This is a genomic window from Bradyrhizobium monzae (genome assembly GCF_021458635.1).
In the GTDB taxonomy this organism is placed as follows: Bacteria; Pseudomonadota; Alphaproteobacteria; order Rhizobiales; family Xanthobacteraceae; genus Bradyrhizobium.
On the sequence record NZ_JAIRDQ010000007.1, the window covers coordinates 78824 to 98827 of the forward strand.

At 60.8% G+C, this 20004-nt stretch carries 15 protein-coding genes and 1 pseudogene; 8 read left to right on the plus strand and 8 right to left on the minus strand.

Going from position 1 to position 20004, the window contains the following annotated elements; translation table 11 throughout:
• Window positions 1-182: 182 nt before the first annotated feature.
• The 5 genes from K3F49_RS24735 to K3F49_RS24755 all read left to right on the plus strand — a co-directional run bounded on the left by K3F49_RS24735 (window position 183) and on the right by K3F49_RS24755 (window position 5387).
• Window positions 183-1100 (plus strand): class I mannose-6-phosphate isomerase, encoded by a 918-nt coding sequence (locus K3F49_RS24735; protein ID WP_234683552.1) that lies wholly within the window; start codon window positions 183-185, stop codon window positions 1098-1100.
• A complete protein-coding gene (locus K3F49_RS24740; protein ID WP_234683553.1) occupies window positions 1088-3364 on the plus strand; it encodes a glycosyltransferase family 4 protein in 2277 nt (758 codons plus the stop codon). Before K3F49_RS24735 ends, K3F49_RS24740 begins: the two co-directional genes overlap by 13 nt.
• 47 nt (window positions 3365-3411) lie before the next feature.
• Window positions 3412-4710 carry a glycoside hydrolase family 130 protein gene (locus K3F49_RS24745; protein WP_234683554.1) on the plus strand — a complete coding sequence of 433 codons (1299 nt, stop codon included), beginning with the start codon at window positions 3412-3414 and terminating at the stop codon, window positions 4708-4710.
• A gap of 257 nt (window positions 4711-4967) precedes the next feature.
• The gene (locus K3F49_RS24750; protein WP_234683555.1) at window positions 4968-5174 is read left to right on the plus strand and encodes a hypothetical protein; all 207 of its coding nucleotides are present in this window, start codon (window positions 4968-4970) and stop codon (window positions 5172-5174) included.
• Window positions 5175-5207: 33 nt separating this feature from the next.
• Complete coding sequence (locus K3F49_RS24755; RefSeq protein WP_234683556.1) at window positions 5208-5387, plus strand: hypothetical protein; 180 nt, start codon at window positions 5208-5210, stop codon at window positions 5385-5387.
• Window positions 5388-5604: 217 nt separating this feature from the next.
• Here the strand turns inward: K3F49_RS24755 and K3F49_RS24760 are convergent.
• Together K3F49_RS24760 and K3F49_RS24765 are read right to left on the minus strand one after the other, a co-directional pair.
• Window positions 5605-5857: pseudogene (locus K3F49_RS24760) on the minus strand (SOS response-associated peptidase); the annotation flags it as partial.
• 677 nt (window positions 5858-6534) lie between these two features.
• Window positions 6535-7893, minus strand: a complete 1359-nt coding sequence (locus K3F49_RS24765; protein WP_234683780.1) for a tyrosine-type recombinase/integrase — start codon at window positions 7891-7893, stop codon at window positions 6535-6537.
• A gap of 779 nt (window positions 7894-8672) precedes the next feature.
• On the opposite strand from K3F49_RS24765, the gene K3F49_RS24770 reads away from it, so the two are divergent.
• The gene (locus K3F49_RS24770) at window positions 8673-10970 is read left to right on the plus strand and encodes an outer membrane beta-barrel protein (protein WP_234683557.1); all 2298 of its coding nucleotides are present in this window, start codon (window positions 8673-8675) and stop codon (window positions 10968-10970) included.
• 16 nt (window positions 10971-10986) lie between these two features.
• Window positions 10987-11724, plus strand: coding sequence for a DUF6065 family protein (locus K3F49_RS24775; protein ID WP_234683558.1), 738 nt, complete (start codon window positions 10987-10989; stop codon window positions 11722-11724).
• Window positions 11725-12088: 364 nt separating this feature from the next.
• Here the strand turns inward: K3F49_RS24775 and greA are convergent, their stop codons facing one another.
• The 3 genes from greA to K3F49_RS24790 all read right to left on the minus strand — a co-directional run bounded on the left by greA (window position 12089) and on the right by K3F49_RS24790 (window position 13646).
• Complete coding sequence (gene greA / locus K3F49_RS24780; protein ID WP_234683559.1) at window positions 12089-12571, minus strand: transcription elongation factor GreA; 483 nt, start codon at window positions 12569-12571, stop codon at window positions 12089-12091.
• Between the two features lie 98 nt (window positions 12572-12669).
• Window positions 12670-13161, minus strand: a complete 492-nt coding sequence (locus K3F49_RS24785; RefSeq protein WP_234683560.1) for a hypothetical protein — start codon at window positions 13159-13161, stop codon at window positions 12670-12672.
• A gap of 149 nt (window positions 13162-13310) precedes the next feature.
• Window positions 13311-13646: a hypothetical protein gene (locus K3F49_RS24790; protein ID WP_234683561.1), complete on the minus strand. Its 336-nt coding sequence runs from the start codon at window positions 13644-13646 to the stop codon at window positions 13311-13313.
• A 629-nt stretch (window positions 13647-14275) separates the two neighbouring features.
• On the opposite strand from K3F49_RS24790, the gene K3F49_RS24795 reads away from it, so the two are divergent.
• A complete protein-coding gene (locus K3F49_RS24795) occupies window positions 14276-15820 on the plus strand; it encodes a peroxidase family protein (RefSeq protein ID WP_234683562.1) in 1545 nt (514 codons plus the stop codon).
• A 769-nt stretch (window positions 15821-16589) separates the two neighbouring features.
• Here the strand turns inward: K3F49_RS24795 and K3F49_RS24800 are convergent.
• From K3F49_RS24800 to K3F49_RS24810, 3 genes are all read right to left on the minus strand, one after another.
• Window positions 16590-17510: an ABC transporter substrate-binding protein gene (locus tag K3F49_RS24800; protein ID WP_234683563.1), complete on the minus strand. Its 921-nt coding sequence runs from the start codon at window positions 17508-17510 to the stop codon at window positions 16590-16592.
• Between the two features lie 280 nt (window positions 17511-17790).
• Window positions 17791-18309 (minus strand): hypothetical protein, encoded by a 519-nt coding sequence (locus tag K3F49_RS24805; protein WP_234683564.1) that lies wholly within the window; start codon window positions 18307-18309, stop codon window positions 17791-17793.
• A 36-nt stretch (window positions 18310-18345) separates the two neighbouring features.
• On the minus strand, window positions 18346-19893 hold the full coding sequence (locus K3F49_RS24810; protein ID WP_234683565.1) for an acetolactate synthase large subunit: 1548 nt from the start codon (window positions 19891-19893) through the stop codon (window positions 18346-18348).
• Window positions 19894-20004: the final 111 nt, after the last annotated feature.

The window sequence follows — 20004 nt, forward strand, 5'->3', positions numbered from 1 at the left end:
ATCCTTGGCAGAACTGGCTTGCGGAACTGCGCTGCCATGCGTGTCGCCGTAAGCGGTGTTGGCAGCGAACGCCATTCGCGCAACCACATCACCGAGGCCAAGCCCACGCCGCTCTCTCGAAGAGAGAGCGTCGCCTGAATCGCGAGTGGTACGGCTTGCGCCGCAGAGGCCAGGGAGACCGAGTGTCGATCGAGCGCGCCATTGTAGAGGCCCGACACAAGCCGTGGGGAAGCCGCAATTTGCTTCCCTGGAGCGACATCGCCGCCAGCGACGATCCGATCGGCGAATTATGGTTTCGGCGCGCGGACGCGAATTCTCCGAGGAGCGCGCTGCTGCTCAAACTTCTCTTCACGACCGAGCCGCTGTCCATTCAAGTTCACCCCGACGATACGTTCGCCCGATCAATCGGTCTGGCCAATGGCAAGACCGAGGCGTGGTACATTCTTTCGGCCGTACCTGATGCCCGGGTTGCGATCGGATTGAAGCGTTTGCTCTCATCGACGGAGCTGCGAACCGCTATTTCTGATGGCTCGATCGGTGGCCTCGTGCAGTGGCGTCCGGTTCGCTGCGGTGATGTTATTTTTGTTCCCGCCGGCACTATTCATGCGATCGGCGCGGGTATCGTTCTCGCCGAAATCCAGCAGCACAGCGACGCCACATTTCGCCTTTTCGACTACGGACGGCAGCGTGAACTGCATCCCGACAATGCCGTTGCCGTTGCAAGGGCAGCGCCGGCACCGCGTCAATGGCCTTCGCGAAAACTGAATGAGACGCGAACGGCCCTCGTCACCAGTGCCCATTTTTTCCTTGAAAAGATCGATCTTGCCGCCGGCTCGGTCTGGACGCTCAACGCCAAAAACGAGGCGTGGATTGTCTTGATTAAAGGGCAAGGCCAGATCGCAGCAGCGACAATGTCCGCCGGTCATGCGGTCTTTGTCGAGGCGGATCAGCTTAGGATCGAGGCCGGCCCCGACGGCCTGACGGCGCTCCTCGCCTATCCCGGCCCACATGCAGATTCAGTTGCACTCGTTGAACATTACCCAGACATGCCCGGGAATTCCCGTCCGAAAACGGAGGAGGTGCAAACGTGGTCGCGCTAAATCGGGTCGCATTTATCGGAAATTCACTGCCTCGCCGGTGTGGCATAGCCACGTTCACTACCGATCTTCAGCATGCTGTCGCTGCCTTGCGGCCTGATCTGGAGACGGTCGTCGTCGCGATGACCGACCACGGCCAGGCCTATGACTATCCTTCTACCGTTGGATTTCAGATCAACGACGATCGGCCGGAGGACTATATTCGTGCGGCAGAGTTCTTGAACCGCGGCCGGTTCGAGGTTGTTTCGCTTCAGCATGAGTTTGGCATTTTCGGCGGCGACTGCGGCAGTCACATCCTGGCCCTGCTGTTGCGCCTGAATATGCCAGTGGTGACCACGCTCCATACCGTGCTCGCCGAGCCGACGAAGGTGCAACGCGAAGTCATCGTCCGGATTTCCGATATATCGTCGAAGATCGTGGTGATGGCCGAAAAGGGCCGCGAACTGCTGAGAACCGTTTATCAGGTGGTCGACGAAAAGATCGAGGTCATCGCGCACGGAATTCCGGAATTTGCGTTCGTTGAACCGGACGAGGCCAAAGCCAGGCGAGGTTTCAGCGGCCGGGCGGTCATTCTTACTTTCGGCCTTCTGTCGCACAACAAGGGCATCGAAGTCATGATCGACGCCATGCCCGCGATCCTGAAAAGCCGTCCGGATGCGGTCTATGTCGTGCTCGGCGCGACCCATCCGAACCTGATACGCGACCAGGGCGAGGCCTATCGCGACAGCCTCGTGGCGCGTGTTCGCAAGCTCGGCATCGACAGGCACGTCGTGTTTCTTGACCAGTTCGTCGACCAGCCGACGCTGCTCGATTTCATTTCGATGTGCGATGTCTATGTTACGCCGTATCTAAACGAAGCTCAGATGACGTCGGGCACGCTGGCTTACAGTTTTGGCTTGGGAAAGGCGGTCGTCTCCACACCATACTGGCATGCGTGCGAGCTGCTGGCCGACGGCCGTGGTATCCTGGTTCCGTTTGGAGATACCGCGGCAATTGGCAATGAAATCGCGAAGCTACTGACCAACACGGTGTTGCGGCAGGCCATGCGTAAGCGGGCCTATTCCAGCAGTCGTCCCATGACGTGGGAGCGGACAGCCGAACGTTATGTGTCGACGTTCGATAATGCCGGTCGCAGGCATCGTTTAAAGGCAATCGTGCGCTCGGACACCAGCACGCTGCTGCGCGATAGCCGCGCGCCACCGGAAATGCGCATCGGTCATTTCCTGTCGATGTGCGACGACACCGGACTGTTTCAACACGCCGTACATTGCGTGCCGGATCGCTCCCATGGCTATTGTGTCGACGACAACGCTCGCGCGCTGCTGCTGGCGTGTGCGCTCAACATTCCCGGCGAGGAGCGATTGCCGGAAGTGTTGACGGCCCGGTTTGCCGGCTTTGTCCAGCACGCGTGGAATCCCGACACAAAGCGGTTTCGCAATTTCATGGGCTTTAACCGCTGCTGGCTCGAGGATAGCGGCTCGGAAGACAGCCATGGCCGGACCTTATGGGCTCTCGGCGTCTGCGCGTTGACCGACGCGAATCTGTCACGGCGGAAATGGGCTGCGGCGCTGTTCGCCGAGGCTGCGCGGAGTGTGGAAGTCTTTCACTCGCCGCGTACCTGGGCTTTCGTGCTGCTGGGGCTCGACGCCTATTGTGCCGCCGCCCCCGGCGACGCGGGCGCGGCCGATCTCCGGCTTCGCCTGGCGGATCGATTGATCGCGATCTTCAATGCGGTCGAGACGCAGGACTGGATTTGGTTCGAAGAAGGCCTTGCCTACGATAACGCCCGTTTGCCGCAAGCCCTCATCCTGACCGGCATGGCGACCAAGTGTGCCGTCTATCTGGACGCCGGCTTGAGATCGCTGCGCTGGCTGGTGAAGCAGCAGACTGCCGCGAGCGGTCAATTCCGGCCCGTCGGCACCGCAGGTTTTGGCGACACGCGCCGGAAGCCGAGGCCGTTCGATCAACAGCCGCTCGAGGCTACGGCCACCATCGCCGCCTGTCTCGCCGCATGGCGTGCCGACCATGATAGCGAGTGGAAAGCCGAAGCCGCGCGTGTGTTCGCATGGTTCCTCGGCAGCAACGACCTTTCGATTTCTCTGGTCGATCTGGAAACCGGGAGTTGCCGGGACGGCCTGCATCCCGACCGTCCGAATGAGAACCGCGGCGGGGAATCGGTCGTGTCGTATCTGCTCGGCCTCTGCGAAATCAGGCAACTCGCCCGCCTGAGTGAAAGCCGCGTGCAGCCTGCGCCGCTGGTTGCCTGACGGCCTTCGATGATTTTCCCTCTCCTTGAAAACAATCCGAGGACGCTTTGTCGCAATCTCCATTCCTGAACCGTCAGGCGCTTTATCTGCGGCCCGATCCAACGCGGGTCATCGTGCGCCCTTTCAAGCCGGCGACCGAGCCGCGCGATCTCAACCCCACGGACAAGACCCGTGCGAACCACATCGTCGATCGGGTTCTGGCACTCGATCCCGATGCGGCAGCCCGCCAACTCGACGATGTTCTTGAGAATTTCATCGGCCGGCACCGCAATTTGCTGCGGGCGTTCGAGGCACGTGCCGACGAAATGGAAGATGCGCTGGCCGTCCACGCCTCGTTCACGCAAGCGCAACGCCAATTGGTCGGCGCCTATTTTCTCAATGAATATTCGTTCGAAGCGTCTGCCTTGTTCAACCCGAGTATCGTAGCGCATCCCGATCAGTCCGGCGCGCCTCCCGGTGCGTTACGCTTCATCCTGAGCCTTCGTGCCGTCGGAGAAGGCCACATCTCTTCGCTAACCTTTCGGTCCGGAATGATCGCGGCAGACGGAGCGGTCAGCGTCGATCCAACGACACGCCTGGCCTCGAGCCCGACCATTCTCGCGCAGACGCAGGGGCCAGCCGGGGACGATGTCGAGGTCGCTTTTCAAAGCGGCGAAGATATCAGCGAACGGGTCATCTTTCCCATTACCGCATCTCAGTCGAATGGCATTGAGGATGCACGCTTCGTGCAGTTCAGCGATGGCGAACGACAGGTCTACTACGCGACCTACACTGCCTATAGCGGCAGGGCGATCAGATCGGAGCTGATTGAGACGTCCGATTTCGTGTCGTTCAGGCTGTCCACCCTGAAGGGCAGCGCCGCGCGCAACAAGGGCATGGCGCTGTTTCCGAAGAAGATCGGCGGCCGGTATGCCATGATCGCCCGGCAAGACAATGAAAATCTCTATCTCATCTATTCCGACGACCTCCGTACATGGGACGATGGCGGCAACGCGGTTTTGAAACCCGAATTCCCGTGGGAGTTCGTGCAGATCGGGAATTGTGGATCGCCGATCGAACTGGATGCGGGCTGGCTGCTGCTAACCCACGGTGTCGGGCCGGTTCGGAAATATTCGATCGGGGCAGCGTTGCTGGACAAGAACGATCCCTCGAAAGTACTTGCGCGCCTGCATGAACCCTTGCTTCGACCCGACCCGTCCGAACGTGAGGGATATGTCCCAAACGTCGTGTACACATGCGGCGCGTTGCGACATCGCGACAAGATCATTTTCCCCTATGCCGTCTCGGATACATTCTCAAACTTCGCGACGATCAACATCGCCAGTCTGATGAACGCCATGGAATGAACGATATTTTGTTGCAAAAGCAGAGATTGCAAATGGCCAAGTGAGAACCGCGGATGAGTAAATGATCGGTGCAACGTGAACGGCGGAGCGGCTCTCATCTGGTCTCGAAATAGAAGAGTCATGCTTCCAGAAAGCGGCATCCGTCGGCGCTACCCGGATGTTCGTGAAGGGCTCAGAAGCGGAACGGCAACAGGATGTATTGCATTGCATCACAGTAAGGCGCGCGTTAGAGCAGCTGTAGGTTTAGAGGTAGATCCATGTCATACGCCTACAAGCTGAATGAAGACGTTCGCCATCAGCCACAAGGGCCACAAGGACGTGCTGCTACTGAGCGTCCAATGATTTACACCATCGTTCAACATATGCCCATCGAGGCAGATGGACGTATTAGATACCGCATCAAGTGCAAATCGGAGAAGATCGAGCGAGTCGTTACGGAAGATCAGCTTTCCTATTCTCAGTGATCTGGCGCGCTTTTTGACGGTAGGATTCTAGTCATGCTGAACGATCGCGAAAATATCCTGAGCGCGCTCCGCGAAAAACCACTCAAAGTCTACGAAGTCGTGAGACGCGCCAACATCGTGAATGAAGAAACTTGCCAATCCCTCCTGTTGAAGATGCGAGACGAAGGGTTGGTGAAGTTCGATATTCACAAAGGGCGATGGCTCATCGGATGATATTCGAGAAATTGCGGCGACCGTCCAGCGTTGTTCACTAAAACTCGCCCCGGCGATCAAGAACGCGCTACAACTTGTTGGGCAGGGTTTAATTCGGAACGCTGCGCGGACCTTCCTTTATCTGCGTTCGATCGTCGTTCCCGGCGGTTAGCGTGGCAGGAATTTCGAATCGCTGGGGCACGGGCTTGTCCACATGTTCCGTGGGTCTGTGCAGAACCTATGTGGCCGGCGCTGGGTCTTCCTTCTCGCCAGTGGCGACAATTTTAAGCGCCCCGTCAGGAAGCTGCCTTTGCAGCGCCTTGGCTTCGTCCCCGGCGGGCTCGGAACCAGATGTCGTATTCTTCCGCCGCCGTCAGAATCACGGGCATCGCTTTCGGGTGGACGCGTTTCACCTCCGCATTCGGCTCGCAGGTCAGGAAACCGAAGATATCGGTGTTCACTTCGCCTTCCTTGGCCTCTTTCGGCCGCGTCGTCACCGATGCGGATCGTCAGATCAAGATGGAAGGGACATACTGCGATTGCGTGCGTCGTCTCCAGCGCATAGTGCACGGCCGAACCGAGATCATCAGCGAAGTTGCTTGCGAGCATGCGGGCCTCCTTCTCGGAGCCGAGGCCCAGTACAAGGTCGGGCCTCATCATCACCTCACCAGCCCCGACGAATAACTCTATCTCGATAGACCAGGCGATCTTTGATGTAGGACAACGCGAACGACGGAACCTTCCATCTTTAAGGAGCGGCTTAAGGATGGAACCTACTGCTGGACGAGCCGACCACCGGCTCGATCCCGAACTGTCTCCCGCGCGCTGCGCAGTAAACTCAAGCGTTGATGATGCGCTGCAAATCTTCGTGCTCTTCGAAGGGAATGAATTTTCTCTTCCGGCGTGACCGCGGCTCCTCTTCCGCCTATTCGAGCACTTGGCTCCGAACCAGCTGATGTCGTTCATGCGTTGGCCGGACGCGATACGCTGCCGGGCAGCTCCAATTTGACGGCATTGGAGGTGGCCGCGGTCATCCGGCGCACGCCCGAAGCGCTGGAGCAGTGGAGGCGCGATCCGAACCACCTGCTGAAATGGCGTTACGTCGACGGGCGCCCGCTCTATCGCGCCGATGCAGTGCGCCACTATCTGGCTGGGCGCGATAAGCCCGCTAATCGCCCTGGGCCGCATAGTGCTCGCGGAGACGACCGAGCAGTTCGGCCTTGATCGTGTCGAGCGGATTCCTCCGCTGCAGGCGCACGACCTTGCCGACCCGTTTCGCACCGACCAGCTGCGCGATGTAGTCGTGAGCCGCCTCGAACGCCATCTTGCGGATGATCCACTGTTCGTCGTGATTGTAGACCTGATCGATCCCCCGCGGCTTTTGCCCGACACATAGCCGCTGGATCTCGTTGTCGTAGCCGCAGCGTGACATGATGGTTCGCAAGGTGCGCCTCAAGTCATGCATGGTGAATCTGGCGACGCCCGCTTCCTTGATTAGGCGGCTGACCATCTTGGTGAAGCCGGACATATGGCCTCCGGTCTTCGGTGACGGGAAGACATAGTCGGAGGTTGCGCGCTGGAAATGCTTTGCGGCCGCGAGCACCTCGTCGACGAGGTGCGTGCGGGGCACATCGTGGTGCAGCCCCATCTTGGTCCATGCCTCATCGAAGGTAACGCGGTCATCCGTGATGTGTTTTTGCCACTGGATCATTGTTGGCTCGCTACGACGCGGACCACCGAGCAGGCACAGGCGTGTCAGGAGACCAAAGGCCCCGAAATTGCCGGAGGCGTGCCAGACCTTGATGATCTCCTCATCGGTCAGCGCTCGGCCCTTGGATCGGCGTCCGACCCTCTGCGCACGGGTTTCCTTGGGCGCGCGATAGCCGGCGAGCACGTTGTGCTCGACATAGCCTTCGCCGACACACCATTCGAGGAACGTGTGGACGTGCTTGCGCAAGTCCTTGGCTGCGCCGCGCTTGCCGGTCTTGGCGATCTTATCCACCGCCGCCATGATTTGCCGCCGCGTCAGGTCGCCGATGGCCAGATCCACATGGACTTTGAGACCACGCCGCAGCGCCGACATAGCTGGCTTCCAGTTGACGACTTGGCGTCCAGTCAGGGACGTTTCGTAGGGGCCGTCCTCAATGATCAGGTTCGCCAGCGTGGTGCGCTCCCTCTCGGCCAGCTGTTGCCGCTTGGCCTCGCGCTTGGCGTCGTTCGGATCGCCTCCCTTGATCACCTCGCCAGCGGCGATGGTGGCGGCCTGACGCGCTGCCTTCTCGTTGAACTTGGGCCATGCGCCCAGCGTCTTGCGTTGCGTGCCCCTCGCCCCAGGCTTGGTGAACAGGTAGACCCAGGTCCGGCCCCCAGTCGCGCGCATCCTGATCGCCAGCCCAGGCTGCTCTGTGTCGTGCAGATAATGCTGCGACTTGCCTGACGGCAGCGTGGCCGCACGGATCACCGCGTCAGTGAGCCTCAGGTAGTTCGTTGGCACTCCAGCGCTGAGGCCGTTATCGCTTGCTTCCATCGTCCCTGTCCTTTTCTCCTTGTCGCCCGCGACACTGTCAGAGGAAACCCGAGAAACGGGGCGCAACCCGTTCGCCCCATGTTCTGGCTCATTGTGCCCACAGGGAAATCTCACGAAGGGGCACAGTCGGGGCATACAAAATATGGGGTGTGTTGTTATGGCCAGCTATGGGCGCATATGGACAATTAGCCCTATATTTCAGGGATTTTTGCAATTTTACTGTGGCGGATTTTGGTTGGCTGCGGTCTACAGATTGTGGTTCACACGGGAGAGGTCCAAGGTTCGATCCCTTGTGCGCCCACCAGATAACCCACAGAAGTTACTTAAGAATTTTTCTTAAGGCTGGCATACCAGAGAAGGTGCCTTAATGCATCGGTAGGCAGGACACAGCGCGAACATCTGTGCCGTAGTGTGCAAAATGTGCGCGAAGTTCTGGGCATGCTCTGAGGAAAACGACGCAAGACAATCTCCTCATCGTTCTCTGTGATAGCGCATGATTTATCATACAACCTCTAGGAGAGTCCCAATTCTTGCTCGACGGTAGGTAACTGGTGGGTCGGAGCCGACCTCCAGCAACTGATGGGTCCGTTGCGTCTAGGCGCAACACAATCAGCAATTGCAGTGCACGTTGCTTTACGACAACATCTAAAAACTATTTCTAGTAGCAAACCCTCGCGAGGCAATTATGTGACTGAAAATTCTACTCTACAACCATAAGATCAAGTGGGGGCAGGTTGTAGAGGTTGCGGATGCGCGTGCCACGAAGTCAACCGGCTTGGATGATATCAGCAAAGCCAACCAGAAGTCCGGTCGCATCTGATCCGCAGCGCGCCTGCCCACCTGCCGGGCTGTGGCAGATCCGCTCGCTTCTGCTGGGAACAGCGGCAACGTTCGTCTGCGGGAACGTCGCGGTTGCGGCGGATCCGATCCATCTTGGCTTCGACGGCTATCGCTCTGCAACCAACGACTACTGCATCAACGCGAGCAGCGTCCAGGGCGACCCGCAAACTGCTTTCATGTGGCGCTTCAGCAAGAGCGGAACGCTCACGGGCGGCCCAACCTTCCTCGACCTGCGAACGGACACGGCCATCGAGGTGTTTCCGCCGTCGTTCGACGACCACGAGAAGTTCAGGGCCTATGGCAGCGTCCTGGGGCCGCTGCTCGGCGAGAAGTCGGTCTCAGACGAGGTGAATGCATTCACCAATCAGTTGTGTTCCATATCACCACCACCACCGCCACCACCACCACCGCCGGGGCCACCACCACCGCCGGGGCCGCCTCCGCCGCCGGTGCCCCCGTCGCCACCGCCGCCAGGGCCGCCAGGGCCACCTCCACCGCCGGGACCGCCCCCACCTTCGCCACCGCCCATGCCGGTGCCGCATGCGAATCTCGCACGCGCATTGGGAACGGACTTTGCGCGCAGCTACTTCATATCAGACGCGATTCTTGCCGGGTTCAACCAGTACGCAAGCATCGCCACCAGTCCGACCTCGGCGTCGATGGGGCACGGCTGGCACGCATGGGTCACGCCGCGCCAGGTCAACTTCACCGACCGCGCCGTCGGGCTCACGTCGCAAGGCACGTTGTCGGAGTTGACATACGGCCTCGACTACCGTGTCAACCCGGACCTCCTTGTGGGTTTTGCGTTCAATCCGGAAAGCACCAAGGTCACGTATGACGGGTTGAATGCCTCGCTCTACGAATCGGGAATCGGCGGAGGGCCCTATCTGGGATGGCTCATCAGCCCGACGACGCTGTTCGATGCCTGGGCCGGCTACGTGCGGCTTGATCGTGCCTTCGACGCGTTCGGGCACGGCGCCAATATGCCCGTCAACCGTGCCTTCCTGTCCTCGAGCATCACTGAGATCATCGATACGCCATGGATGCGTGTCCTGCCCCGGTTCACGGTCTTTCATGCTCACGACGATGTCTCGGGTGTCACGAGCGGTCAGGGATTTCCAATCCCCGGGCAGGCCTATAGCTGGGGCCACGTGGAAGGCTCGGTGGAGCTCAACCGGGATTTCGCTCTTGATTCCCGATTTCTGCTGCAGCCGTTCGTCCAGGCCACGTTGCGGTACGACACCCAACAGCTGGTCAACACCATCACAACGATCGACGGCACGGATGTCGAACTCACGCGCTTGCACGGACAATTGCGCGGCGGCGTCCGGGCTCGGCTCGGATCCCAGGCCGAGTTGTGGCTGTCGGGCGGCTATCTGTCCTTCTTCACGCCCGGGATCGATGCGTGGGAGGCGAAGGCGCATTTCCGCATGCGGTTCGACGAGGCGAGCTCCGCGTTTGCTGCCTACATGCCGGTCAAGGCCAAGCCGATTCTACCGTATAGCTGGACTGGCTGTAGCATCGGCGTAAATGCCGGCTATGATTCGGTCAGAGCCGAATTCTCTTCGGCGCCGAACGCTGCCAACCTCGCGTTCGCACAGAACAACGGAATTCTCCCTGCAGTTACAGCCCAGCAAGCGAGCTCGAACGCTGCGCAACGCAAAGGCGGGGCTACGGCCGGCGGAGGCCTCTCCTGCAATGTGCAGTACGGCAAGACGGTCGTCGGGCTCGAAACGGATTTCAACTACACCGATCTGCAATCATCGGAGTTGCGCGGACCGTTTCCTCTGGCGCCGGGAGTCGCCGACACCTGGGAGAACAGCTTTCGATCGAACTATCTCGGCACCGTGCGTGGACGCCTGGGGTTCCTGGCCAACCCCTCGAACATGCTCTACGTGACCGCAGGCTTGGCGTACGCGGAGTTTGCCTTTGCCACCGCGACGGATTTCCCCGGCTTCTCCGGTTTTCGATATGCGGGGGCCGATTCGCGCGTTAAGCCCGGCTGGACTGCGGGCCTCGGCTGGGAAACCGTTGTGAGCGGCCCATGGACGGCTAAGTTCGAGTATCTTCACGTCGACCTCGGCGATCGCAGCGCCCCGGCACCACAGAATGTCGGTGCGCTAAGCCCGTTCGCATGGACACACTCGGCCAAATTGACCGAGGACATCATTCGCGTAGGATTGAGCTACAAATTCGCCGGCGCGCCAAATGGAACTGCCGGCTGGTTCTCGCAATGAGACAGTAGCTGGACCGATGCCCAAGCTTGTTGCCTACACGCTCGACGGACATGAGATAGACATCCGTCCTGCGCCGCTCGAACGCGACTGGATGGATGCCAGCGACCAGCGGTTCGCCTATCGCTGCCTGCCGCTTAACATCGCGAACGCTCACGGCTGGGAGCTGCTCTGCCCGTCGGGCTTCTCGGCACGATGGGACGGGCTCAACCACAAGGAAACAGTTCGGATCAAGCCGGATCTCGGCACACATGCGCCGGCATCGAGCCACTTCGGACATGGGATATTGACCTTCCATGTGCCCTGCCTGTTCCGAACCGACCCCGGTTTCGATCTCTTCGTGACGGGCCCCATCAACAGGCCGAAGGATGCTATCGCTCCGCTCAGCGGGGTGATCGAGACGGATTGGTCGCCGTACACGTTCACGATGAATTGGCAATTTACGCGCCAGAATACAAAGGTCCGGTTTGAGCGGGGAGAACCGTATTGTCATGTCTTTCCGGTTGAACGCGGAGCGCTCGAGCAGATCACGCCGGAAGTTATGCCGCTGTCGAAGGCGCCGGACCTCGAACGCGAGTTCAAGCTCTGGTCCGAAGGCCGCAGCGCCTTCAACGCCGACCTACAGCAGCCGGGCTCGGAAGCGACGCAGCAACGGTGGCAGAAGACATATTTTCGCGGACTCAATCCTTCGGGCGAAGAGCCGCGAGCGGACCACCGCAGTCGCCTGCGCCTGAAGGATTTCGTAGCAGAAGATTGAGCCGACCGCTGTCCTGCGATTCGGTCCTGATTTGCATGGAAATTAGTACTGCGGTTGGCCGACGTCCGAGCCACACCACCAGATCGGATCGCTTCACATGGGTATACCCCCGAAGAAGCCGAAGGGCACCCGAACGTTCGAGAACCAGGAAGAAGCGGGTCGGCAGGTTCCCAACCACCTACGACGGGGCCGCGAAGTTCGTGACCGCCATGTCGCCGGATGCACAGTAGCCGACGTCAGTCGGATCAATGGGCTGCGAAATTTCCGAAGTCAGATTGACTCGTCGGCAAAACAGCGAGGCGTTCTCGCAATGTGGCCTCTCGTGTCACAACTGCTCCAGAGCGCGATTGCCAATCATCGCATCCTACACAATCGCCAAAACCTCGATCTCCTGCGCACCCGCCCCCACGACGTCGCCGACCGCCTTGCCCATCAGCGACTTCGCGACCGGTGACACGAACGAGATCGATCCCGCCTTCGGGTCGGCTTCATCTTCCCCGACGATACGGTATGTCTGCACGCGGCCGTCGGCGCGGCTGAAGGTCACCGTGCTTCCGAAGGCGACAACATCGTTCGACGCCGGACCGGCGATGAGTTGCGCCGTGCGCAGCCGTTCGGTCAGATAGCGCGCGTCGCGCAACGGCACTGCCGACTGCCGGCGCTTCTCGTTGACATCATCGATCGCTTGCGCGGCTTCATAGGCCTCGCGCGCTTGCTGGAGCTGCGTCTGCAGCGCCTGCAATCCTGTTTCCGTCACGAGATTCGGATGCGGCGAGATCGGGCGATCCGGCAACAATGTCTCGGAGGCAGTCTCGGCGCTCTCTTCTTTGGTAAAGGCGACGCTCAATTCAAGTATCCTGTCGAACAGTTTTGGAGCGACCGCCGCGCCATCACACCGCGACCCACCGAAATGAACCGCACCGGGCCGCCGGCGATCGTCCCTCACTATATCTCAAGTTCGACGAAACGGCGCAGCTTGAACACGAGGTCGGGCAGGGCCTGACGGAACCGGGTCGCGTTCTGGAACGTGGTCGAGAATGGCGCGAAGGTGATCATCGCGTTCCAGTGCCGATAGCCGTAGACCGTCACCGAGACGCCGGACGCCGGAAAATCCTCGATCTTGCGCAACTCGCCGAGCACGAGATCGGCAATGACTTCCGCCGGCAAAAGCCGCTTGCCGTCGGGCGTCAGGGGCGGACCGGGCGCGACCGGCTTCGGAGCCGCCACCGCCTGATCGGATGCATCCTGGAGCTTCGGAGACTCCGCTTCCGGGATTTCCGCCAAGTCTGCCGCCACGTCTGCTGCCGGTGCGGCCGTCGGCGCGACCGGCATGAAGTCAGCGAGCGGCGGCGGGCTGGCGGCCTCTGCGCGCCTGTTGCCTCCCAGAATGCTGCTGATCATGGCCACAAGGCCAGCATCCTTCGCGTCGTCACTCATCACGGCTTCCCCCCGGCTTGGCCCAGTGTAACACCGGCACCCTCGACCGCCACAGGGTCAGCTGATCAGATCACGCCATGCTCCTGCATGGCTCCCGTCCGGTTCCACCGCGGCGCAAGACGGGGGTACTCGCGCCGCCGGACGATCGGTCAGTGCTTCTCGAACGGGACGTATTGCTGGTACTCTTTCGGCACCGAGCTGCGATAGCGCTCTGGCACGGTGCCGGTGTCGATCGAATGTTCGAGCTCCTGCCGCCGCGTCAGCTTTTTCGCCGGCTTCTTGTCCGCACGCTTCTTCGAACCGGCCGGCGAGGTCGGCGTGTCGGTGGTCGCGGCCGGCGTGGCGGTGGCAGCAGGTGCTGTCGTGGTTGCCGCGGTGGCCGGCGGCGTGCCACCTGCGGCGGGCGCGCTCTGCGCCAGCGCGAGCGGTGTCTGCATGATAAGCGCCAGTGCCGCAGTCCCAGCCAGCAAGTATGATTTTTGCATCAGAACCTCCAAAATACCTGATTCCCAATGACGGAAGCGTCGTGCCACGGGATTGACGCGTGCAAGTCCGCCGAAGATAGGCGCGACCCGGGCTGCCAGCTGTGGCCGAGATCACATTCTCCACGACGGCTTGGCGCATCATAGGCCCAAGCCGAACGCGGCGCACGCGCCGATACCAGGATGCGCGCGACAATGCGTCAGGCGAGTCCCGGCATGCGCGAGGCTCGGCCCCGGATACCCGGCCTATCGCGACATCGATCCGCACGACACCTTCTCGCAAGCCCGCGACGATTGACGAGGCGGCATGCGCACGCGGCTTGCAATTTTTACGCGAGCACAATGTTTGCTGCGATAAATCGCTTGGCCTGATAGGTCGGCGAAGCTGACATGGCTTCGCGCCGGGATTTTCGATGACGAGAATGTTATTCGGCATCGATGCGGGAAAAATTCGCAAAGCGCATCCGCAGCTTGACCGCAACAACAGCTCATGGAACCGCATCGACGTCGCGCGATGTGTGAAGCGGCGCATTGCGACGCCAAATTCCGCGATCTAGCTTCGCCTGCATATTATTTCCCAGACAACTTTAACTTTAGTTGCTTGCCGTCGTAACTTTTCATGGAGGTACTTTATGAGCAGTCGTCACGCCATTACGCCGCGCGGTCTCAACGCCACCCGTTCGCCGCTTTCTCAAGGCCGCTTCGGCCGCATGTTCCGCAATCTGACGCCGGCGAAATTCGGCCCGAACGACGCCGACAACATCGCAAATCTCGCGGCGCTCGCCGACAACATGGTTGGCGATTTCGATGCCCCCAAGGACGGCCCCGATGCCGAGGAGAGCGGAATTCCCTCGCTCTACACATATTTCGGCCAGTTCATCGATCACGACATCACGTTCGATCCCGTCAGCTCGCTGACCAAGCAGCAGGATCCGGACGGGCTCGTCGATTTCCGTACGCCCTCGTTCGACATGGACAATGTCTACGGGCGCGGGCCGAACGACCAGCCCTACATGTACGACAGCAGCGGCAAGTTCCTCCTCGGCGATCCCCTGACCGGCACCGGCGTGTCCAACGCCAGCGACCTGCCGCGCTTCAAGGGCCGCGCCTTGATCGGCGATCCCCGCAACGACGAGAACAGCATCGTCTCGCAGTTTCAGGGGCTGATGCTGCGCTTCCACAACCGCATGGTCGACGACAATGAAGGGCTGTCCTTCGAGGCCGTGCAGCAGCGTGTGCGCTTCCACTATCAATACGTCGTGCTGAACGACTTCCTGCCGCGCATCGTCAATGCCGGCGTGCTGAACGATCTCAGAACCGGCGGAGAATACGATCGCAGCAGGATCGCCTATTATCACTGGAAGAATTTCCCGTTCATGCCGGTCGAGTTTTCGGTCGCGGCCTACCGGCTCGGCCACTCGATGATCCGGCCAGGCTATCGGCTGAACGACGCCGACAACATGCTGCTGCAGATCTTCCCCGATCCCAACAACCCCGACAACAACGCGCTGACCGGCTTCCGCTCCATGGGTCCCGGCCGCGCCATCGACTGGGGGCGGTTCATCGACATCGACACGCGCGCGTATGGCGTCGAGGACGACAGCAGCAATCCGGACAACAAGCGGCGGCTCCAGTTCGCCTATCGCATCGACACCTCGCTGGTCGATCCGTTGCGCAAGCTGCCGCCGGAGGTCGCCTCCAATCCGTCGTCGCTGGCGCTGCGCAACCTCGAGCGCGGCTGGCGGCTCGGGCTGCCCTCGGGCCAGGCGGTCGCCAAGGCGATGCACCTGACGCCGCTGACCGACGAGCAGATCGTCATCGGCCGGGCCGTCGACAATCCCGACCCGGCAGGCGATCCGCAGGTTCCGATCGCGTCGATCGCAAACGGCGTGTTCAAAGGCAACTGCCCGCTCTGGACCTACATCCTCGCGGAAGCACGCCAGTTCTCGACCTCGGTCACGGTCCCGGCCACAGGCGCGCCTGCGACTGGAATCAACACGCCGCAACTCGGCCCGGTCGGCGGTCGTATCGTCGCCGAAGTCTTCCTCGGCATGATGTTCGGCGACGCCTCCTCCCTGCTGTCGCTCGACCCGAACTGGGCGCCGGTGACGGGTGCCAACTTCACGCTGAGGGATCTTGTGGCCTATGCGTTGGGCCAGGGCGCGCCGCTGCATTGAGCGGGTGATAGCCGATAACACTTAAGGCCGCTCGCACCACGCGAGCGGCCGTAGTCCCCCTCTTCCCGACGGAAGAGGCGAACCGCGTCCTTAGCGCGCATCGATTCAACAAGAAGCTTTCCGCTTCAGTGCGTGGATTCAGAAATTCGTTGCGTCCGGTTTGCCCTCCGAAGGCAACGTTGAAAACGACATTCATCATGTCGGCCTTGGGGGCAATATCGGACGTTTCACCACAGCTGAAGAACGTCGTTGCTCACGACTACTTTAGGTGGCACGGTTTCGCTATCACCTATCGAGCTAGTCGCGACCAACGAGGAGCGTATGTTTCGGTGTAAGATATTCTTCCACGTCGGGCCCGAACTTAGCTTGAAAACGCACGCTTCGAAGGGCGAGGCGTGGATTGATGGTTTTGGCCTAAATGTAAAAGGGGCTGACGAAAAGTTCCTTATACCGCAGGCAGACATTGAAAAAGTAGACATGTATCGGTTTCATGGACTGGGCCGGGTAATCCAAGTGGATCATCGGAAGGGCCGATTGTTCTTGGCCGCCACTCGCCTGATGATCGGACAATTCGCCCTCGTCAATTTTTTTCGCACAGGCAAGCTCTATAGGGCACTCTTGGATATGTCGACTTGAGACAGATAATGATCGCTTCGGGTCAAAAGGGCCGGTCACCGCCGATGCAAATCATTCCCGCTTCACCCTCAACAGCTGACCTCTTGGGAAACACCGCCTAAGGCAGCACCCGGCCAAATGCAGACATTAACAGTTATTCGATCACCTCGTCGGCACGGGCGAGAAGCGTCGCCGGCATTAGCAGGTCCAGTGCCTTTGCAGTCTTGAGATTTATGACCAATTCGAAGCGGGTCTGCTGGTAAAATGGGATGTCGCCCGGATTGTCACCTTTGAGAACCCGATAAATGAGGTTGGCGCAGCGCTGCTGGACATCCAGAAGGTCGGTCGAATAAGCCATTAAACCGCCAACCTCGGCAAAGGCTCGATACGGATAAACTGCGCAAATTCTCGTTCTAGCTGCCATTTCTGTAATCAACTTAAGATAGGGGAGATGCTCGGGCTCGTCGGACACGAGGAGCGAATCTACTTGCTCTTGCTCCATCAAACGAAAAGTCGGCTGGTATGCTTGCGTGCTCATGGTCGTCAGCAGCGCGCCAGACACTTTAATTCCGACCTGCCGCGCGGCATCCTGGATCGCCGCCCCCGAGCCTGACGGTCTCTCCCATAGTGCCTGCGACGCAAGGAAACGAGCATTGGAAAGCTTCGGCTTTGCTTCCACGAGAAGTCCGAGACGCTTTCCCCAGATTTGGATCCCAGCATCTACACTAACGCCCGTTATGTTACCTCCGGGTCGAGCAATGCTCGGGACAAGTCCAAGTGCGATTGGATCAGCGGATATTGCGATGATGGGAATCGTTGTGGTCGACATTTTAAACATCGATGCCAGCGGACCGGACATCGCATAAATCAGATCGGGCCCGGTGCTGACGACATCGTGTGCAAGTTGAGAAAAATCCTCGACACGCCCTTCCCCCGAGTATCTTTCTACCGAGAGGTTTTGGCCCTCAACATAGCCTAGGCGGGCCAACTCGTCGAAAAAGGCACGGAAATATCGATTGCCATTGTTCATATCGGCGGCTTTGGTGCCCGCCGATACGAGCGCAATTCGCTTCATTTTCGCGGGCTGCTCCGAACGCGCAACAATTGGCCACGAAGCCACGCTGCCAACGAGAAGCTTGATAAAACCGCGCCGCCGCACACGTCCCCCTATAAGCCTGCCCAGCGATCGCACTTAGTCTAGCATTTCGCGACGTGGCGGAGATCGGGAAATTGTAAGCCATTAGTCTCGGGACCCTGGTGCATTCGGTGCCGGCTCGGGGTCACAAGCAGTCGTTACTGGCCCGCGAAGCACCTTCCGCTTGGTACCCGAAATCTGACGCTTGTAAGTACACGCCCTAATGCGCCGCCGCGAGACCACTTTCCGCAAGCCGCGCCGCGAACCAGAGCGACAGCGGCTGATCGACGACGCCGCTGACATAGACCTCCGACATCGTGACGCCGGGCTTGTCCAGCACCAGCAGCACGCCGATCCAATAGGCGAACCAGACATGCGGATCGGTCATCGCCTTCAGCTTGTGCTGGTCGTGATCGAGCGCGGTGTGATTGCTCGCCTTGCGGATCTCGACGGTGAGCAGATTGTTCGGAATCTCGCGCTGGTGCACGACGACATCGGGGTAGATCGACTTGCCGAGATGATCGTCGGTCGAGATGATGGTGCCGTGCGGCAGATGGAGCGTGCGCTCGCCGAGCCGGTCGTAATTGCAATCGACCGACCAGCCCGAAAACTGCCGCTCGAGATAGACGGCGAAGCGGTGCGTGATCGCGCGCTCGCCGATGTCCTTCTCGAACAAAAATCCTTCCTGGGCGTAGAAGTCCCGGAGCGCCGCAATCACCTTGTTCAGCTCGGTCTGCATCGTGCCCCCGGCCGTCGGCGCTCCTGATGGTGCGCCTTACATCTGCACTTCGATCAGCCGCGGCCCCGGCTCGGCGACGGCCTCGGCCAGCGCCTTGTTGAACTCGTCGGCATTGGTGACGGCGCGGCCGGGCACGCCCATGCCCTTCGCCAGCGCCACGAAATCGAGCGTCGGGCGGTCGAGGCGGAGCATGTCGTTGGCGCGCTGGCCGGGCTCGCCGGCGCCGACATTGTCAAACTCGCCGCGCAGGATCTGGTAGATGCGGTTGGCGAACACGATGGTGACGATGTTGAGATTCTCGCGCGCCTGCGTCCACAGCGACTGGATCGTGTACATCGCGCTGCCGTCGCCGACCATGGTGATGACCTTGCGGTCCGGGCAGGCGATCGCGGCACCGATCGACAGCGGCGTCGAGAAGCCGATCGAGCCGCCCATGTTCTGCAGCCAATCGTGCGGCGCGGCGGCCGCGGTCGGCGGGAAAAAGCCCCGGCCGGTGGTGAGGGATTCGTCGACCATGATCGCGTTCTCGGGGATCGCACATGCGATCGCCTGCGCGATCGAGGCGAAGGTGAGCGCGCCGGTCGGCTTGACCAGCTCGGCCAAAGCCTGCGGCTTGACGTCCTTGGCGCTCGCCTTCACGGCGCCGGCCAGCGCTTCGAGCGCTGCGACCGAATTCTCGCCCCAGGAGGTCATGCGATGCACGTCGCAGCCCGCGGGCTTGAGCATGCTCGGCTTGTTCGGATAGGCGAAGAACGCCACCGGATCGTCGGACTCGACCAGCACGATGTGACGGAATTTCGCCAGCATCGGCAGCGCGTTCTCGATGACGTAGTGAATGCGGTCGATCGAGAAGCGGCCGCGGCCGCGCGCCATCTTCGGACGGAAGGTCGGGCCCATCACGGTGCAGCCGGTCTTGCCGGCGATACGCTCGGCCAGCGCCAGCCCCTTCTCGCTCAAGGCGCTGCCGGTCATCAGCAGCAGCGTGCCCTCGCCGTCGCCGTGTAAAATCTTTGCGGCCTGCTCGACCGCCTGCGGCGAGTAGCCGGCGCGCTGCTGCTCAACCGGCACCTCGGCGACGCCGTCGGCCTCGTTCCAGGCGGTGTCGGCGGGCAGGATCAGGGTCGCGATCTGCGGCGGCGCGCTCCTGGCGGCCGCGATGGCGGCGGCGCCGTCAGCGGCGACCGATTTGGAATCCGGCGAGGTGCGGACCCAGGACGACATCGGCCGGGCCAGGCCCTCGATGTCGGAGGTCAGGGGCGCGTTATAGCCGATGTGGTAGACGGCGTGCTGGCCGACGATGTTGACGATGCCGGAATTGGCCTTCTTGGCGTTGTGCAAATTGGCAAGGCCATTGGCGAGGCCGGGGCCGAGATGCAGCAGGGTCGAGGCGGGCGTGCCCTTCATACGGAAATAGCCGTCGGCCGCGCCCGTCACCACGCCTTCGAACAGGCCGAGCACGCAGCGCATGCCCGGCACGCGGTCGAGCGCCGCGACAAAATGCATCTCGGAAGTGCCCGGGTTGGTGAAGCAGACGTCCACCCCGCCCTTGACCATCGTCCGCACCAGGCTTTCCGCACCGTTCATTCTGTCTGCTCCCGCAACCGGCCATTTCGAGTGATCCGCGTGAACAATCATTGTTCGCGGGCCCCGTCAAAGCAATAGCCGGCATCGCGGCCCTGCCCCGCATGGCGACCT

What these genes read in the sequence shown, in the direction of transcription:
- K3F49_RS24755 (WP_234683556.1), top strand. Translation starts at nt 5,208, where the DNA reads ATGCTGAACGATCGCGAAAATATCCTGAGCGCGCTCCGCGAAAAACCA.
- K3F49_RS24775 (WP_234683558.1), top strand. Translation starts at nt 10,987, where the DNA reads ATGCCCAAGCTTGTTGCCTACACGCTCGACGGACATGAGATAGACATC.
- K3F49_RS24790 (WP_234683561.1), bottom strand. Translation starts at nt 13,646, where the DNA reads ATGCAAAAATCATACTTGCTGGCTGGGACTGCGGCACTGGCGCTTATC.
- K3F49_RS24795 (WP_234683562.1), top strand. Translation starts at nt 14,276, where the DNA reads ATGAGCAGTCGTCACGCCATTACGCCGCGCGGTCTCAACGCCACCCGT.
- K3F49_RS24800 (WP_234683563.1), bottom strand. Translation starts at nt 17,510, where the DNA reads ATGAAGCGAATTGCGCTCGTATCGGCGGGCACCAAAGCCGCCGATATG.
- K3F49_RS24810 (WP_234683565.1), bottom strand. Translation starts at nt 19,893, where the DNA reads ATGAACGGTGCGGAAAGCCTGGTGCGGACGATGGTCAAGGGCGGGGTG.
- K3F49_RS24765 (WP_234683780.1), bottom strand. Translation starts at nt 7,893, where the DNA reads ATGGAAGCAAGCGATAACGGCCTCAGCGCTGGAGTGCCAACGAACTAC.
- K3F49_RS24785 (WP_234683560.1), bottom strand. Translation starts at nt 13,161, where the DNA reads ATGAGTGACGACGCGAAGGATGCTGGCCTTGTGGCCATGATCAGCAGC.
- K3F49_RS24750 (WP_234683555.1), top strand. Translation starts at nt 4,968, where the DNA reads ATGTCATACGCCTACAAGCTGAATGAAGACGTTCGCCATCAGCCACAA.
- K3F49_RS24770 (WP_234683557.1), top strand. Translation starts at nt 8,673, where the DNA reads ATGATATCAGCAAAGCCAACCAGAAGTCCGGTCGCATCTGATCCGCAG.
- K3F49_RS24805 (WP_234683564.1), bottom strand. Translation starts at nt 18,309, where the DNA reads ATGCAGACCGAGCTGAACAAGGTGATTGCGGCGCTCCGGGACTTCTAC.